This window comes from Actinoplanes sp. ATCC 53533, assembly GCF_003947245.1.
Map to the genome: position 1 here is coordinate 1 of NZ_QHHV01000103.1, position 15947 is coordinate 15947.

Below are 15947 nucleotides of genomic sequence, written 5' to 3' on the forward strand. Positions count from 1 at the left end.
TGGTCGGCACGGACGGCGCGGGAAAGTCCACCGTCGCCGACGGCCTGCACGACCGGTTGCGCGGCTACGGCATCTCCACCAGCGCGGCGTACTTCGGCATGGCGCGCGGCAATCTTCCCGGCGTCGCCCTGGCCCGGCGCGTGTGGGGAGTCGGCGCCACCACCCCGCCGGCTTCGCCCGCCCGGATCCCCGACCCGGGCGGGGCGGCCGTTGTGCCGGCGGCTGACCACCCCCGGGCGCGGCGGGTCGCCGCCTGGTTCTACGCCGGTGAGTATCTCTGGCGCTACCTGCGCACCGTGGCGCCGGCGCTGGCCCGGCGCCGCGTCGTCATCGCCGACCGCTGGGTGTACGACCTGCGCGAGTCGCCGTGGCCCGGCTCGCGGGCCGCCCGGGCCGCCGAGTTCCTGGTGCCGGCGCCCGACCTCCTGGTGCTTCCGGACGCCCCGCCCGAGCTCATCCACGCCCGCAAGCCCGAACGCGGCCTCGCCGAGCAGGCCGCGCAGCAGCTCCGGTTCCGGCGGCTGCTGGCCGAGCACCCGGCCCGGGTGGCCGAGGTCGTCGTGGACACCTCCGGCGCGGCACCCGACCCGCTCGCGCTGCTCGTCGCGGCGGTGGTGCAGGCGGCGCACGGCCCCCGGCGCCGCCGCCGGTGACGCACGCCGCGGGCAAGCCGCACGCCGCGGGCAAGCCGCACGCCGCGGGCAAGCCGCACGCCGCGGGCAAGCCGCACGGCGCGGGTCCGGCGGGCAGGCCGCCGCCGGTGACGCACGCCGCGGGTAAGCCGGGCGCACCGCGGCGGGGGCCGAGACACCGGCGGCTGCCCGGCCTCGACAAGCAGGCGGCCCGGCTGACCGCCGAGTCCGCACTGCTCGGCCTCGTGGCCGGGATGGCCGTGGTCGCGCCCTGGACCCGCGACGGCTATCTACTGCTGCTGGACTGGGTGTCCGGACCGCACCAGGCCATCAACCCCGGCCTGTACGGGCTCGACCCCGCCGCGCTGGACGCGCTGCCGTACCGGCTGGTCACGCACGCCCTGCGCACGGTCGTCGGGTCCGGCGCGACGAGCTGGCTGATGATCCTGCTGTACTTCCCGGTGGCGGCCGGCGGCGTGGCCGCGCTGGTCCGCGGCGGCCGGCTTCGGCGGTACCCGGCGGCGCTTTTCGTCTGCTGCAACCCGTTCGTGGTCGAGCGCATCCAGGCGGGGCACGTGCCGTTCCTCGTGTCGGTCGCCCTGCTGTGCTGGCTGCTCGCCTCGGCGCTGCACGCCCGCCGCCGCGGCCACTGGTTCGCCGCCCGCCCGGCCGGCTGGTACGCGCTGGCCATGGCCGTCGGGCCGCACGCGGCCTGGCTCGGCGGCGCGGGGCTGCTCGCCATCGCGCTGCTGCCCCGCCCGCGGCGCGCCGACCTGGTCCGGACCGCCGGGGTCATCGCCGCCGCCGGCGGCATCTACGCGTACGCCCTGGCGGTGCTGGCCAGCGCGATCCTGACCGTCCGGGTCGGCGAGAACGACCTGCAGGTGTACGCGCCGCACGCCGGGCCCGGTGGCATGCTCGCGACGCTGGTGTCGTTGCGTGGCTTCTGGCGCGGCGCCGCCGACAGCAGCCCGCAGCTCGGCCTGGGCCTGGTGCCGGCCACGCTGATGGCGGTGGCCGCGCTCGCCGGGCTCGTGCGGCTGTGTCGCAGCGACCGCGCGGCCGGGGCGGCCCTGTCGGTGCTGGCGCTGGCCGGGGTGCTGCTCGGCGCCGGCATCCGCGGCCCGCTCGGCGCGGTATACCAGGCCGCCTTCGACGTCGTCCCGCTCTTCGTGGCCATGCGTGAGCAGCAGAAATGGGTGGCGCTGACGATGATCGCCTACGCCGTGGGCATCGGGATGGCGGTCGAGGGCCTGGCCGTCGCGTGCCGCCGTGCCCGCCTGCCCATGCAGCGGCTGACCGCCGCGGGGGCGCTGCTGGCCGTCGGCACCGTCTACGCCGCGGTCGCGCCATCGCTGTTCTGGGGCCTGGGCGGCAGCGTCCGGATCAGCAGCTACCCGGAGTCCTGGTACGCCGCCGACGACATCATGGGTGCCGGCGACGAGGCGGTGCTGTTCCTGCCCTGGCACGAGTACCAGCCGTTCGGGTTCACCGACTCCCGGACCGTCGCCACGCCCGCCGCGGCGTTCTTCCGCCGTCCGGTGCTCAGCAGCGACGCGGTCGAGCTCGGTCCGGTCCGGACGAACTCGGTGTCGCGGCGGATGGCCTACGTGCACCGGCTGCTGGCGGCCGGCGGCGCCGGCGGCCTCGGCCGGCTGGTGGCCCCGCTCGGGGTGCGCTACGTGGCGCTGGCCCGCGACCGGGAGGCCGAGTCGTACGCGTGGCTGAACCGGCAGGACGACCTGACCCCGGTGCTCCGTACCCCGAATCTCGACCTCTACCGGGTCGAGGTGGTCGGCACCGGGCGGGTGGTGTCGGCCCGGACCGGCGACTACGCCGAGGCGGTCGGCTGGGCGGCCCGCGGGGTGCTGGGCTCCGAGGCGGTGCTGGTGGACGGCCCGGACCGGGGTGCGGTTCCCTCGTCGTCGTCCGGGGGGATTCACCGGACGGGCTCGACGAGCTGGCAGGTGCGCCGCGGGGCGCCGGGCTGGGTGGTGATTCCGGAGGAGTGGTCGCCGGGCTGGTCCGCCGGCGGCCTGCCAACGCGGCGCACGGCGGCCGGAACGGTGGCCGTGCGGGTCGGTACCGGGGCGGTGGCGGTGCGGTACACGCCCTGGCGGTGGTTGCGGCTGGGACTGATCACGTCGCTGGTGTCGCTGGCCGTGCTGATCGCCGCCGGCCTGGTGGAGCACCGCCGGGACCTGTCGCAGTGGTGGGCGACCCCGGAGGGGGATGGTGTCCAGGTCAGGCGGCCTCACCGAACGCGCGGAGGGTGCTGAGGGCCTGCGGGCGGACGATGACGGTCACCGGCGCGACGGCCGGACGGTACTGGCCGGTCAGGTTGCGGCCGAAGATGACGAAAGTGTCGCGGATGGTGCGCAGGATGGCCTTGCCGGTCACCGTCGAACCGGCGACCCGCTCGCTGAGCCGCACCGGGGCGGCGACGAAGCCCTGGATGCCGGCGGCCTTGGCGGCGACGAAGAACTCCAGGTCGAAGGCGAAGCGACGCTCGCGCAGCCGGGGCAGCAGGTCGGCGAGCACGTCGCGGCGCAGCACCTTGCAACCGGTCTGGGTGTCGCGCATGCCGAGCACGAACAGCAGCGTCACCAGCGTGGAGTAGAAGGTCGAGACCAGCTTGCGGAACGGCGAGGAGGCGCTCACCGAGGCGGCGTGCCGCTTGTCCGCGTAGACACCGGCGTGCCCGCCGTCCCGGGCCAGCAGCAGGTAGTCGATCAGGTGCTCGGGGTCGATGTCACCGTCGGCGTCGACGAAGCCGACCCAGGAGCCGCGGGCCGCGGCGAAGCCGAGGTGCAGCGCCGCGCCCTTGCCCTGGTTGATCCGGCTGTCGACGACCCGGACCCCGGCGATGCCGTCGAGGCTGCGCTCGGAGCCGTCGGTGGAGCCGTCCGAGACGGCGATGACCTCGAACGCGACGTTCGCGTCGGTCAGGCAGCGGACCAGGCGCTCGACGGTGGGCCGCAGCGCCGCGCCCGGGTTGTAGAACGGGACCACGACGCTGAGCTCGACACCGGCGTCGGCTGGCGACCACAGGCGCGTGGCGTCGTACAGCTTGGCCGGGCTCGAGGGGGCAACGGTTGCGGTGGCGAGCGTCGTGATGGTCATGCCGCTCAGTTCGGCGGCGCACCTCAACGCAACCTCTAGGCCACTTAAAGGCTTCGGCAAGGCTGTCCGCAACCTGGGCCTGGCACTCTGAACGCCATGGGGGGACTTCGTTCGGGCAGGTCAGCGCCGCTGCTGCTGACCGCCGCCGTGCTCGCTGCGGTCGGCTACCCGGGCGCGGCGCTGGCGGACGGGCCCGGCTACGGCGGCACGGCCGACACCCTGACCGTGCAGTGGCAGCAGCCGGAGGGCGCGAGCGCCGAAGGACTGGCCGTCTACGCGCTCGGCTTCCGCGGCGGCTCGCCGGTCAGCCTGCGGGTGGGCTCCGCGCCGACCACGACGGTGAACGCGGACCTGTCCGGCGCCGTCCGGGTGCTCGTGGTGGGCCAGAGCCCGGCCCCGGCCACCCCGGCCAGCACGGCCCCCCTGGCCACCCCAGCCAGCACGGACGCCGCGGTGCTGCCGGTCGAGTACATCTCGAGCGGGCGGTTCGCCTCGGGGATGGTCGTGTCGGCGGTCGGCCGGACCCCCGCCGGGGTGATCCGCAATCTCGTCGGCGCGATCCCGCCGGCCGAGGCCGGCAGGGGGCGCGCAGGACGTGGTGTGGTGGGGAGCCGCCGTGGCGTTGCTCGCCGGGGCCGTCGGCTGGATCCGGCGCCGCGGCGTGGGCCGGGACACGATCCAGCGCTACCGGCACCCGGCCCGCCACCGGGCCTGAGCGGCACGCGAGGGGCCCTCACCCGGGGACGGAGTGCGGGCCTGGGCCATCAAGGCGGACCACCGGCTCGGTGCGCAGGCCGCCCAGCACGTGATCAAGAAGGTCTGCGACGCCTACAAGACCTGAAGGCGAACATCCGGGCTGGGCGCGGTGTCGAGGGTTGGGGCGCAGTCAACCGCCCGCACGCGACCTGACCTCGCAGCCAGCGAGGCAGAGACCTGCAAACCTACCCATTCATGGGTGTTGGGTGGTTGGCGGCTCGAAGCGGTAGCCGACGCCGCGCAGCGTGCGGATGTAGCGGGGAGCCGACGCCGACTCGCCCAGCTTCTTGCGCAGGTTGCCGACGTGCACGTCGATGATGTGGTCGTCGCCGTACCAGTTGTCGCCCCAGACGTCCTCGAGCAGCTGGTTGCGGGTGAACGTGCGGCGGGGCGCGGACGACAGCAGGTCCAGCAGGCCGAACTCGATCTTGGTGAGGTCGAGGACCTGCCCGTCGACGGTCACCTCCCGCACGTCCGGGTCGATGCGCAGCGTGCCGAACTCGCGGATCGCCGCACTCGGGGCCGCCGCCGCGGCCCGGGGGCGCCGTCGCATCGCCTGGATGCGGGCCGCGAGCTCGCGCGGCGAGAAGGGCTTGGTCACGTAGTCGTCGGCGCCGACGGACAGGCCGACGATCTTGTCCACCTCGTCGGTGCGGCCGGTGACCATCACGATGTAGGCGTCGGTGAACTGGCGGATCCGCCGGCACACCTCGATGCCGTCGACGCCCGGCAGGCCGAGGTCGAGGATGGCGATGTCGGGCCGCTCGCGCTGGGCCACCTCGACCGCCGAGATCCCGTCGGTGGCGACCACGACGTCGAAGCCCTCCTTCTCCAGCAGGTGCCGGCAGAGCAGCATGAACTCGGGTGAGTCCTCGACGACGAGCGCGCGTGGCCTGGACACACGACACCTCCGGTTCTCTGCGGGACGACGGGCGGCACCGCTGCGCGGGCCGGATGGGGCGGGGCTGACCCGAGACCTATCGGTCGCCCCGGTTGCCAGTGAAGGACTCGCCGGGCCCCACGCCGCGATCAGTAGGTGATCTGTGCCAGCGCCGGCAGCGGGCCGGGCCGGGCCATGAAGTAGCCCTGGCCGAGCTGAACGCCCAGCGACCGCAGCTTCTCGTGCTCGGCGAGCGTCTCGATGCCCTCGGCGATCAGGGTGGCGCCGATGTCCTGGGCGAAACCGACCAGCGACCGGGCCAGCGCCATCCGGACCGGGTCGACGTCGATGCCCCGGGTCAGCGTGATGTCGAGCTTGATGATGTCCGGGCGCAGCTGCAGGATGTGGCTGAGGCTGGCGAATCCCGCGCCCGCGTCGTCGACCGCGATGAGGATGCCCGCGGCCCGCAGTTCCTCGGTCACCTTGATCAGGGACGGGTAGTCGTGCACCTGGGTGTGCTCGGTCAGCTCGACCGCGATGCCCCGGTCCGCGTGCGCCAGCAGCGTCGCGATGACCCCCGGGGTCAGCAGGGCCTCCACCGACAGGTTGGCGCTCATCCAGGCGCCGGCGGGCATCTCGCCCAGGTGCTCGAACGCCCGCTCCAGCGCGACCAGCTCCAGCTCGACGCCCACCCCGCCGGCCATCGCGGCGGCGAACGCCTCCGCGGGGCCGGGGAAGTGCGACTTGTCGAACCGGGCCAGCGCCTCGTACGCGTTGACGATCCCGTCCTCCAGCCGCACGACCGGCTGGAACATCGGTTGGATCGCCTGGGAGCGGATGATCTCGCGGAGGCTACGCATGGTCGGCAGGGCGGGCATCGTCAGCGTCATGCACCTAGGTTCGGCCGTCACCCTCAAGGCAACCTCTGACCGGCTTCAAAACCAGGGCAAGCCCGAAAAACAATACGATAGCCCCCACACAGACCTGACCCCGGCACGCGTCAGACGCGGCCGGGGTCGTGTGGTGATCAGGGTGAAGTTGTGGGTGCGCGCGGTGGTTCAGACCAGCACGTCGACGCGCTCGCTCTCGCGGGCGCGGTGCAGGCACTCGACGAGCTCGTACGGGTCGACCTCGGTGTCGGCGTCGATGTCGACGAAGCCGATCCAGGCGCCGACCGCGGCGGCGAAGCCGTAGGTCAGGGCCGCGCCCCGGTCGCGGATGTCGGGGTCGCTGCTGACCCAGGTGCCGTGCAGCCCGGTGAGGGTGAGCTCGGAGCCGTCGGTGCAGTCGGCGGCGACGGCGATGACCTGGAACGAGACGTTCTGGGCGTACAGGGCATCGGTGATGCGCTGCACGGTGTGCCGCAGGGCGCTGCCGGGGTTCCGGAACGGGATGATGACCGAGAACTCGACAGTGGGCCGCGGGGTGCCGGCGGCGAAGACGACGGGCGGGTTGGCGATCATGTTCGCGATTGTCATGCCACTATGTTCGGCCCGCATCGTCAACGCAGCTTCAGCCCGAACTCAAGACCGGCGCAAGGCGCCGCGACCCGTCGCCACCTGCGGCGACGTAACCGGACACCGACCCTGAAGGCGGCATCATCCGGGTGATCTCTCCGCGGGGGTACCCCCGGAGTGATACACGGTTTTCACCGTCGTAACACGATCTACGCGCGGAGGTAATGCCTGCTGGGGAGCCTGCTCCCATGGCCGACCCGACCGGGCCGGTGACGCCCGCGGGCGTTTCCGGTCCATATCCCCCTGCCGGCCCGCTGGCCGGCTTCACCATCGCGGTGACCGCCGAGCGGCGCCGCGAGGAGCTGTCCGCCCTGTTCGAACGGCGTGGCGCCAAGGTGATCATCGCTCCCACGATCACGATCGTGCCGCTCGGCGACGATCAGGCGCTGCACGCCGCCACCGAGGCCTGTGTCGGGCTGGCCCCCGACATCGTCGTCGCCACCACCGGGATCGGCTTCCGGGGCTGGCTGGAGGCGGCCGAGGGCTGGGGGATGGGCGACACGCTGCGGGCCGCGCTCAACCGGGCCCGGCTCATCGCCCGCGGCGCCAAGCCGTGCGGGGCGATCCGGGCCGCCGATCTGCGGGAGGACTGGTCCGCCGTCACCGAGTCGTCCGAGGAGATCCTCGAGCGGCTGCTGGAGCAGGGCATCGCCGGGCGCCGCATCGCCGTGCAGCTGCACGGCGGGCCGCAGGCCGAATTCACCGGCGCCCTGCGGGCCGCCGGCGCCGCCGTCGTGGAGATCCCGGTCTATCGCTGGACGCTGCCGCCGGACGTGGCACCGGTACGGCGGCTCGTCGGCCAGCTCACGGCCGGGCAGATCGACGCCGTCACGTTCACCAGCGCTCCCGCCGTGCTGGCGCTGCTGGAGATCGCCGGGGACAGCGCGGGCGAGGTGCTCGAGCAGTTCCGGGGTGACACGATGGCTGCCTGCGTCGGCCCGGTGACCGCCGCCCCGCTCGTCGAGCAGGACGTGCCCGTGGTGACTCCGCACCGGTCCCGGCTGGGCGCCCTGGTCAAGACCGTCACCGACGAGCTGCCGCTCCGGTCGACCCGGCTCGGCGTCGCCGGCACGGTGCTGGAGATCCGCGGTCACGCCGTGCTGATCGACGGCCGGGTGCAGGCGCTCGCCCCGGCCGCGATGGCCATCCTCAGCACGCTGGCCGCCCGGCCCGGCACCGTGGTCTCCAAGGATCGCCTGGCCGCGGCCCTGCCGCGGGGCACCGACGGGCACGCCGTCGACGTCGCGATCGCCCGGCTGCGGACGGCGCTGGGCCCGGCGGGATACATCGAGACCGTGATCAAACGCGGCTACCGGCTGCGCGTCGACGAGCCCGCCGCGTGACCGGCCTGAGCGGCCGGAGCGGCCGGCCACTGGTCTCACAGGGCGCCCGTTCGGCGGCCGGCCAGGCGATCGGCCCGGCGGGTCAGCCGACGGGCCGGGAGGGCAGGCCGCCGGTGCTGCTGGCGGTCGCGCACGGCACCCGTTCGGCGGCCGGCCAGGCGCAGATCCGCGACCTGGTCGACCGGGTCGCCTGCCGGCGTCCCGACCTGGACGTCCGGCTGGCCTACGTGGACGTGCAGCAGCCGCGGGTCGGCGAGGCGATCAGGGGCCTGAACGCGGTCGTCGTGCCGCTGCTGCTGTCGGCCGGCTATCACGTCCGCGTCGACATCGCCGAGGCCGTCGCCGCGAACAACGCCGTCGCCACCGCCCCGCTGGGCCCCGACCCGGCGCTCGTGCGGAGCCTGGAGAGCCGGATCGGCGGAGCGGACGCGGTGGTGCTCGCCGCCGCCGGTTCCTCCGATCCGTCCTGGCGGGCCGACATCGCCACGGTCGCCGCGCGGCTGGGCGCGCACGTGGCCTACGCCTCCGGCACCGAGCTGCGGGTGCCGGACGTGGTGGCCCGGCTGCGTGCCCAGGGCGCCCGGCGGATCACCATCGCGGCGTATCTGCTGGCCGAGGGGCTGTTCTACTCTTCACTGCACCGGGCCGGCGCCGACGTGGTGACGCCGCCGCTGTGCGCGGATCCCGCCGTGGAGGAGCTGGTACTCGCTCGTTACCAGGACCTCACAATGGCTCCGAGCCGGTTGTAGGGATTTCCGAACGCCGTGGCAACCGCAACGGTCTGGTGGGGAAACGGTTACCGGCAAGAGTCATCCACGTGACGGTGACCGAGACGCATTGCCCGTACTGCGCACTGCAGTGCGGCATCTTGCTGACGCCCGGACTGCCGGGTGTCCGCCTCGAGCCCGCCGAGTTCCCGGTCAACCGCGGTGGCCTGTGCGCCAAGGGCTGGACCGCCGCGGAGCTGCTCGACCACCGGGACCGGCTGCTGACCCCCCTGGTCCGTAAGGACGCCGCCGACCGGACCAGCCCGCTGCGCGAGGCCACCTGGGAAGAGGCGTACGAGCGCATCGTCGCCGGCATCCAGCGCAGTCAGCGGGAGTACGGCCCGGACAGCGTGGGCGCGTTCGGCGGCGGCGGCCTGACCAACGAGAAGGCGTACACGCTCGGCAAGTTCGTCCGGGTGGCGCTGCGGTCCGCGTCGATCGACTACAACGGGCGCTTCTGCATGTCCTCGGCCGCCACCGCGTCGAACCGCGCCCTCGGCATCGACCGCGGCCTGCCGTTCCCGCTGGAGGACGTGGCACACGCCCGTACGGTGCTGCTGGTCGGCGCCAACCCGGCCGACGCGATGCCGCCGTCCATGCAGTACCTCGACGCCGGGCGGGCCGAGGGTGCCCGGCACATCGTCGTCGACCCGCGCCGGACGGCGACCGCCGCGGGCGCGTACCGGCATCTGCAACCCCTGCCCGGCACGGACCTGGCGCTGGCCAACGGCCTGTTGCACATCGCGGTCCGGGAGGGCCTGGTCGACGAGGACTACATCCGGGACCGGACCACCGGCTTCGCCGGGGTGCGCGCCTCGGTCGCCTCCTACTGGCCCGAGCGGGTCGAGCGGATGACCGGCGTCAGCGAGGCCGACCTGCACGAGACGGTCCGGCTGCTGGCCACCGAGCGCCCGTCGATGATCCTCACCGCCCGCGGCGCCGAGCAGCACAGCAACGGCACCGACACCGCGCAGGCGTACGTGAACCTGGCCCTGGCCCTGGGCCTGGTGGGCCGGCCGTACTCGGGCTACGGCACCATCACCGGGCAGGGCAACGGCCAGGGCGGCCGCGAGCACGGGCAGAAGGCCGACCAGCTGCCCGGCTACCGGCGCCTCGACGACCCCGCCGCCCGCGCGCACGTCGCCGGCGTCTGGGGGATCGACCCGGACGAGCTGCCGCAGCCCGGCAAGTCCGCCTACGAGATGCTCGACCGCCTCGGCACCGACGGCGGCGTGCGGGCCCTGCTGGTGCTGGCCAGCAACATGGCCGTCTCCGCCCCGCACGCCGGGCACGTCATCGACCGGCTGCGCGCGCTGGACCTGCTGGTCGTCTCCGACATCTTCCTCTCCGAGACCGCGGCGCTGGCCGACGTGGTGCTGCCCACGGCCCAGTTCGCCGAGGAGGAGGGCACGATGACCAACCTGGAGGGCCGGGTCATCCGCCGCAAGATGGCGCTCCCGCCGCCCCCGGACGTCCGCACCGACCTGCAGTTCCTCAGCGGGCTGGCGGACCGGCTCGGCCGCGGGCAGTTCTTCAGCGACGACCCGCGGACGGTCTTCGACGAGCTGCGCCGGGCCAGCGCCGGCGGGATCGCCGACTACGCCGGCATCACCTACGAGCGGATCGAGGCCGAGCAGGGCGTCTTCTGGCCGTGCCCGGCCGAGGACCACCCGGGTACGCCGCGACTGTTCGCCGACGCCTTCCCGACCGCCGACGGGCGCGCCAAGTTCATCCGGGTCGAGCACCGCGACCCGCACGAGATGCCGGACCGCGACTACCCGTACGTGCTGACCACCGGCCGCAACATGCAGCAGTACCAGAGCGGCAACCAGACCCGCCGGGTCGCCGCGCTGACCGTGTCGCTGCCCGAGCCCCGCGTCGAGCTGCACCCGGACCTGGCCCGCGGGCTCGGCGTCGCCGACAGCGACATGGTCGAGCTGGCCAGCCGCCGCGGCAAGGCCCGCTTCCGGGCCCGGCTCAACCCCGGTATCCGGCCGGACACCGTCTTCGCGCCGTTCCACTGGGGCGGTGACCAGGCGGTCAACCTGCTCACCGACCCCGCCCTCGACCGGCATTCCAAGATGCCCGCCTTCAAGGCCTGCGCCGTGAAGATCACCCTCGTTTCGGACTGAGCCCACCCGCAGCGGAAAACCCAGGCCAGTTCGCGGATCTGAGAGGAACACCTGATGCAGCGACTAGTGGTGATTGGCAACGGCATGGCCGGCGCCCGGACGGTCGAGGAGATCCTCGCCCGCGACGGCGCTGACAAGTTCGCCATCACGATGTTCGGTGACGAGCCGTACGGCAACTACAACCGGATCATGCTCTCCAACCTGCTCGCCGGGGTGGAGGACGAGGCCGGGATCTTCCTCAACGACCTCGGCTGGTACGCGGACAACGACATCACGCTGCACACCGGCGCCAAGATCGAGAAGATCGACCGGGACGCCAAGGTGGTGATCGCGGCCGACGGGACCACCACCCCGTTCGACAAGCTGATCATCGCGACCGGCTCCAGCTCCTGGACCCCGCCGATCAAGAACATCAGCAACCCGAAGCGCGGCTACCACCAGGGCGTCTTCGCCTTCCGCACGCTCGACGACACCCGCGGCATGATCCGGTACGCCCGGGACCACGAGCGCGCGGTCGTGATCGGCGGCGGCCTGCTCGGCCTGGAGGCGGCCCGCGGCCTGCAGAGCCACGTCAGCGAGGTGACGCTGCTGCACGCCATGGGCCACCTGATGGAGCGGCAGCTGGACGAGAAGGCCGGCCACATGCTGCAGGCCAGCGTCGAGAACAAGCTCGGCATCAAGGTCATCACCAACGCGATGACGACCGAGATCCTCGGCAAGGACCGGGTCACCGGGGTCAAGCTGGCCGACGGCACGGTCATCGACTGCGACGTGATCGTGGTGGCCGCCGGCATCCGGCCGAACACCCAGGTCGCCGTGGAGAGCGGGCTGACCGTCGAGCGGGGCATCGTGGTCGACGACCAGATGCGCGCCGCCGGCGAGGACGACATCTACGTGGTGGGCGAGTGCGCCCAGCACCGCGGCGACCTCTACGGCCTGGTCGCGCCGCTGTGGGACCAGGCGAAGGTGCTCGCCGACCACATCACCGGCCGGCACACCGAGGCCGCCTACACCGGCTCGAAGCTCTCCACCAAGCTGAAGGTCGCCGGCATCGACGTCGCCTCGATGGGCCTCATCGCGCCGGAGAGCGACGACGACGAGGTGATCATCTACAACGAGCCGAAGAAGGGCATCTACAAGCAGCTCATCATCCGCGACGGGGCGCTGGTCGGTGCGATCCTGGTCGGCGACAACAGCAAGGCCGCCGGCCTGATCCAGTCGTTCGACCGGGCCCAGGCCCTGCCGGAGGAGCGGGCCGAACTGCTCTTCGACATCGGCGGGCCGGCCGGCGAGGTCAAGCCCGAGGACATGCCGGACGACACCCAGGTCTGCAACTGCAACGGCGTCAGCAAGGGCGCGATCTGCGGCGTCGTCAACGCCGGCTGCAAGACGATCAGCGGCGTGATGGACAAGACCCGCGCCGGCAAGGGCTGCGGCACCTGCAAGCCGCTGGTGCAGCGGATCGTCGAGTGGGCCGCCGGCGGCGCCGTCGAGGAGGACCCCAAGGCGAGCTGGTACGTCCCGGGCGTACCGATGCCCAAGGCGGAGCTGATGGCCGCGATCCGCACACACGGGCTGCGCTCGGTCTCGTCGGTCTTCGCCAAGCTGGTGCCCGGCGGCGAGGAGGACGCCAAGAGCAAGATGGGCCTCGCCTCGCTGCTCAAGATGATGTGGGGCGCGGAGTACATCGACGAGCGGGACGCCCGCTTCATCAACGACCGGGTGCACGGCAACATCCAGAAGGACGGCACCTTCTCGGTCGTACCGCAGATGAAGGGCGGCGTGACCACCCCGGCCGAGCTGAAGCGGATCGCCGAGGTCGCCGAGAAGTACAACGTGCCGATGGTCAAGCTCACCGGCGGCCAGCGCATCGACCTGCTCGGCGTGCCGAAGGAGCAGCTGCCGGCGATGTGGGCGGACCTGGACATGCCCTCCGGGTACGCGTACGCCAAGAGTTTCCGGACCGTGAAGACCTGTGTCGGCTCCGACTTCTGCCGCTTCGGTGTCGGTGACTCCACCGCGCTGGGCATCGCGCTGGAGGAGCGCTACCAGGGTCTCGAGGGCCCCGGCAAGATGAAGCTCGCGGTCACCGGGTGCCCGCGCAACTGCGCCGAGGCGTACGTGAAGGACCTCGGGGTGGTCGCCATCGACGGCGGCCGCTGGGAGCTCTACGTCGGCGGGGCCGCCGGTGCGCACGTCCGCAAGGGCGACCTGCTCGCCACGGTGAGCTCACCCGACGAGGTCATCACGCTGACCGGGCGCTTCCTGCAGTACTACCGGCAGAGCGCCAACTGGCTGGAGCGCACCTACGCCTGGGTGCCCCGGCTGGGCATCGACCACATCCGCGCGGTGGTGGTCGACGACTCCGAGGGGATCGCCGCCGACCTGGACGCCGCGGTCGCCGCCGCGGTGGGTGCCTACCGGGATCCCTGGAAGGAGCGGGCCGAGCCCGCGACCCCCGGGCAGTTCCGCACCTCGCTTCCGCTCCTCGTGCTTCCGCAGGTTCCGATCAGGGAGACCGTATGACCCGCCTGGGCCCCGTAGACGACATTCCGATCGGCGAGGGACGCACCTACGCCGTCGACGGCGAGATGGTCGCGGTCTTCCGGCTGCGCGACGGCTCGCTGCGCGCCCTGCAAGCTCTGTGCCCGCACCGTGGCGGGCCACTGGCCGACGGGCAGATCGACAACAAGGTCGTCGTCTGCCCGCTGCACCTGAACGCCTTCGACCTCAAGACCGGTTGCTCGCTGACCGGCGAGAGTGATCTCACCGTTTACCACGTCTCCGTCGATGCCGACGGCCATCTCGTCATCTCCTCGCTAGCTGCTGCCTCGGAGGTCCCGTCATGACCGCTACCGCCACCCCGCCACCCCTGCTGGAACGACCCCCGCTTTCCGTCCGCGGCCACTGGATCGACGACTGGCGGCCCGAGGACAAGTCGTTCTGGGAGCGCACCGGCGCGCGGATCGCCCGCCGCAACCTGATCTTCTCGATCTTCTCCGAGCACATCGGCTTCTCGGTGTGGACGCTGTGGTCGGCGCTGGTGCTCTTCCTGGGCCCCGCGTACGGCATCGACCCGGCCGGCAAGTTCCTGCTCACCGCCGTGCCCGCGCTGATCGGCGCCGCGCTGCGGATTCCCTACACGTTCGCGGTGGCCCGTTTCGGCGGCCGCAACTGGACCATCTTCAGCGCGGCGCTGCTGCTGATCCCGGCGATCCTCGCCTCCTTCATGATCAAGCCGGGCGTCTCGTACACCACGCTGATCGTGCTGGCCGCGATCGCCGGTGTCGGCGGCGGCAACTTCGCGTCGTCGATGACGAACATCAACGCGTTCTACCCCGACCGGCTCAAGGGCTGGGCGCTGGGCATCAACGCCGGCGGCGGCAACCTCGGCGTGGCGGCCCTGCAACTGGTCGCCCTGTTCGTGCTCGCCTTCTTCGGCGCCGGGCACCCGGGCATCGTCGCCGGCATCTACATCCCGCTGATCGTGCTCTCCACCCTCGGCGCGGCGCTGTACATGGACAACCTGACCCAGGCGCGCAACGAGAAGCGCGGCATGCGCGACGCCGCCCGCGAGGGCCACACCTGGATCATGTCGCTGCTCTACATCGGCACCTTCGGCTCGTTCATCGGCTTCGGCTTCGCCTTCGGCCAGGTGCTGCAGGTGCAGTTCGCGGAGGACTTCAGCACCCCGGTCAAGGCCGCCTACCTGACCTTCCTGGGCCCGCTGCTGGGCTCGCTGATCCGCCCGGTCGGCGGGGCGCTGGCAGACAAGCTGGGCGGCGCCCGGGTGACCTTCTGGAACTTCGTCGCGATGGCGGGCGGCGCGAGCATCGTGCTGATCGCCTCGCAACTGCGCTCGCTGCCGCTGTACCTGGTCGGTTTCATCGCCCTGTTCGTCTTCAGCGGCATCGGCAACGGCTCGACGTACAAGATGATCCCCCGGATCTTCGCCCTGAAGAACCCGGGCGACGAACACGAGGCCCGCCGGCTGTCCGGCGCGGTGATCGGCATCGCCGGCGCGATCGGCGCCTTCGGCGGGGTGCTGGTGAACCTGGCCTTCCGGCAGTCCTTCCTGACCTACAAGACGGCGGACGCGGCGTACATCGCCTTCATCGCCTTCTACGCGCTGTGCGTGCTGGTCACCTGGGCGGTCTACCTGCGCTCGTCGAACCGCAAGCTCGTCGGCGTCTGACCTGACCTGATCCGACCGCGGCCGCCCGGGCCATCGACGTCCCGGGCGGCCGCGTTCTGCGTCGCATTCGAAGGACCGGCCCGATCAGCGTGGGTTCCACAGCTCTGTCGCGCCCAGTGCGATCTTGTACCAGGCGACGCGAACCAATACCCCTTCCAGCATTCCGCAGGGTCCCGTTTCTGGATCCGGGACCACCACCCCGCCGCGCACACGATCCAGGAGATCGAACGACCCAGTCGCTGCCTGGACAGCAATGGCGCCGGCGACCTCTACGGCATCCCGCCCGCCCGCAGGATGGCCGTCGGAGCCGCGAAGCTCGCCACGCCGGGGTCGGCTCATCCCCATTAGGAAAGATGCACTAAAAAGCTCCTAACACGATCTCCTGGCCGGGTCCAGTTGATCCGCAACACCTGGAGGCGGGCCGGGGAAGCTTTCGATCACGGATCGGGCCGGCCCACGCCGGTGGAGGAGTTCGCTGGTCGCGCGTGTGCTCGATGTAAGACCCCGTTCGAGTGTCCATCGGGCAGGGTCGCACGCCCAGTCGTGCTGAAGTTGAAGATCGGCCGGGATGGGCAGCCGTCCGTCCTTTCTGAACCGAAGAC

General features: G+C 72.3%; 12 protein-coding genes and 1 pseudogene. 9 read left to right on the top strand and 4 right to left on the bottom strand.

What is annotated here, in order from left to right; genetic code table 11:
- Positions 1-653: pseudogene (locus DMB66_RS30115) on the top strand (thymidylate kinase); the annotation flags it as partial.
- On the top strand, positions 650-2911 hold the full coding sequence (locus DMB66_RS30120; protein ID WP_125807496.1) for a hypothetical protein: 2262 nt from the start codon (positions 650-652) through the stop codon (positions 2909-2911). The pseudogene DMB66_RS30115 and the gene DMB66_RS30120, both read left to right, overlap by 4 nt.
- On the opposite strand, the gene DMB66_RS30125 is transcribed toward DMB66_RS30120, so the two are convergent.
- Positions 2877-3755 (bottom strand): glycosyltransferase family 2 protein, encoded by an 879-nt coding sequence (locus DMB66_RS30125; RefSeq protein ID WP_125807497.1) that lies wholly within the window; start codon positions 3753-3755, stop codon positions 2877-2879. The two genes, DMB66_RS30120 and DMB66_RS30125, sit on opposite strands and share 35 nt — an antisense overlap.
- A 96-nt stretch (positions 3756-3851) precedes the next feature.
- Here DMB66_RS30125 and DMB66_RS61490 point away from each other — a divergent pair, with 96 nt between their 5' ends.
- Positions 3852-4664, top strand: coding sequence for a hypothetical protein (locus DMB66_RS61490; RefSeq protein ID WP_158647409.1), 813 nt, complete (start codon positions 3852-3854; stop codon positions 4662-4664).
- Positions 4665-4704: 40 nt separating this feature from the next.
- Here DMB66_RS61490 and DMB66_RS30140 read toward each other — a convergent pair whose 3' ends face one another.
- The 3 genes from DMB66_RS30140 to DMB66_RS30150 all read right to left on the bottom strand — a co-directional run bounded on the left by DMB66_RS30140 (position 4705) and on the right by DMB66_RS30150 (position 6869).
- Positions 4705-5412: a response regulator transcription factor gene (locus tag DMB66_RS30140; protein WP_125807499.1), complete on the bottom strand. Its 708-nt coding sequence runs from the start codon at positions 5410-5412 to the stop codon at positions 4705-4707.
- Between the two features lie 128 nt (positions 5413-5540).
- On the bottom strand, positions 5541-6281 hold the full coding sequence (locus DMB66_RS30145) for an EAL domain-containing protein (RefSeq protein WP_125807500.1): 741 nt from the start codon (positions 6279-6281) through the stop codon (positions 5541-5543).
- A 168-nt stretch (positions 6282-6449) separates the two neighbouring features.
- The gene (locus tag DMB66_RS30150; protein WP_158647410.1) at positions 6450-6869 is read right to left on the bottom strand and encodes a glycosyltransferase; all 420 of its coding nucleotides are present in this window, start codon (positions 6867-6869) and stop codon (positions 6450-6452) included.
- 227 nt (positions 6870-7096) lie between these two features.
- On the opposite strand from DMB66_RS30150, the gene DMB66_RS30155 reads away from it, so the two are divergent.
- The 6 genes from DMB66_RS30155 to DMB66_RS30180 all read left to right on the top strand — a co-directional run bounded on the left by DMB66_RS30155 (position 7097) and on the right by DMB66_RS30180 (position 15345).
- The gene (locus DMB66_RS30155) at positions 7097-8251 is read left to right on the top strand and encodes a uroporphyrinogen-III synthase (protein ID WP_125807502.1); all 1155 of its coding nucleotides are present in this window, start codon (positions 7097-7099) and stop codon (positions 8249-8251) included.
- Positions 8248-9000, top strand: coding sequence for a sirohydrochlorin chelatase (locus DMB66_RS30160; protein ID WP_233624937.1), 753 nt, complete (start codon positions 8248-8250; stop codon positions 8998-9000). Before DMB66_RS30155 ends, DMB66_RS30160 begins: the two co-directional genes overlap by 4 nt.
- Before the next feature lie 68 nt (positions 9001-9068).
- The gene (locus DMB66_RS30165; protein ID WP_125807503.1) at positions 9069-11150 is read left to right on the top strand and encodes a molybdopterin oxidoreductase family protein; all 2082 of its coding nucleotides are present in this window, start codon (positions 9069-9071) and stop codon (positions 11148-11150) included.
- A gap of 54 nt (positions 11151-11204) precedes the next feature.
- Positions 11205-13676, top strand: coding sequence for a nitrite reductase large subunit NirB (gene nirB, locus DMB66_RS30170; RefSeq protein ID WP_233624938.1), 2472 nt, complete (start codon positions 11205-11207; stop codon positions 13674-13676).
- A complete protein-coding gene (locus DMB66_RS30175) occupies positions 13673-13999 on the top strand; it encodes a Rieske (2Fe-2S) protein (protein WP_125807505.1) in 327 nt (108 codons plus the stop codon). Before nirB ends, DMB66_RS30175 begins: the two co-directional genes overlap by 4 nt.
- Positions 13996-15345 (top strand): NarK/NasA family nitrate transporter, encoded by a 1350-nt coding sequence (locus DMB66_RS30180; protein WP_125807506.1) that lies wholly within the window; start codon positions 13996-13998, stop codon positions 15343-15345. Before DMB66_RS30175 ends, DMB66_RS30180 begins: the two co-directional genes overlap by 4 nt.
- Positions 15346-15947: the final 602 nt, after the last annotated feature.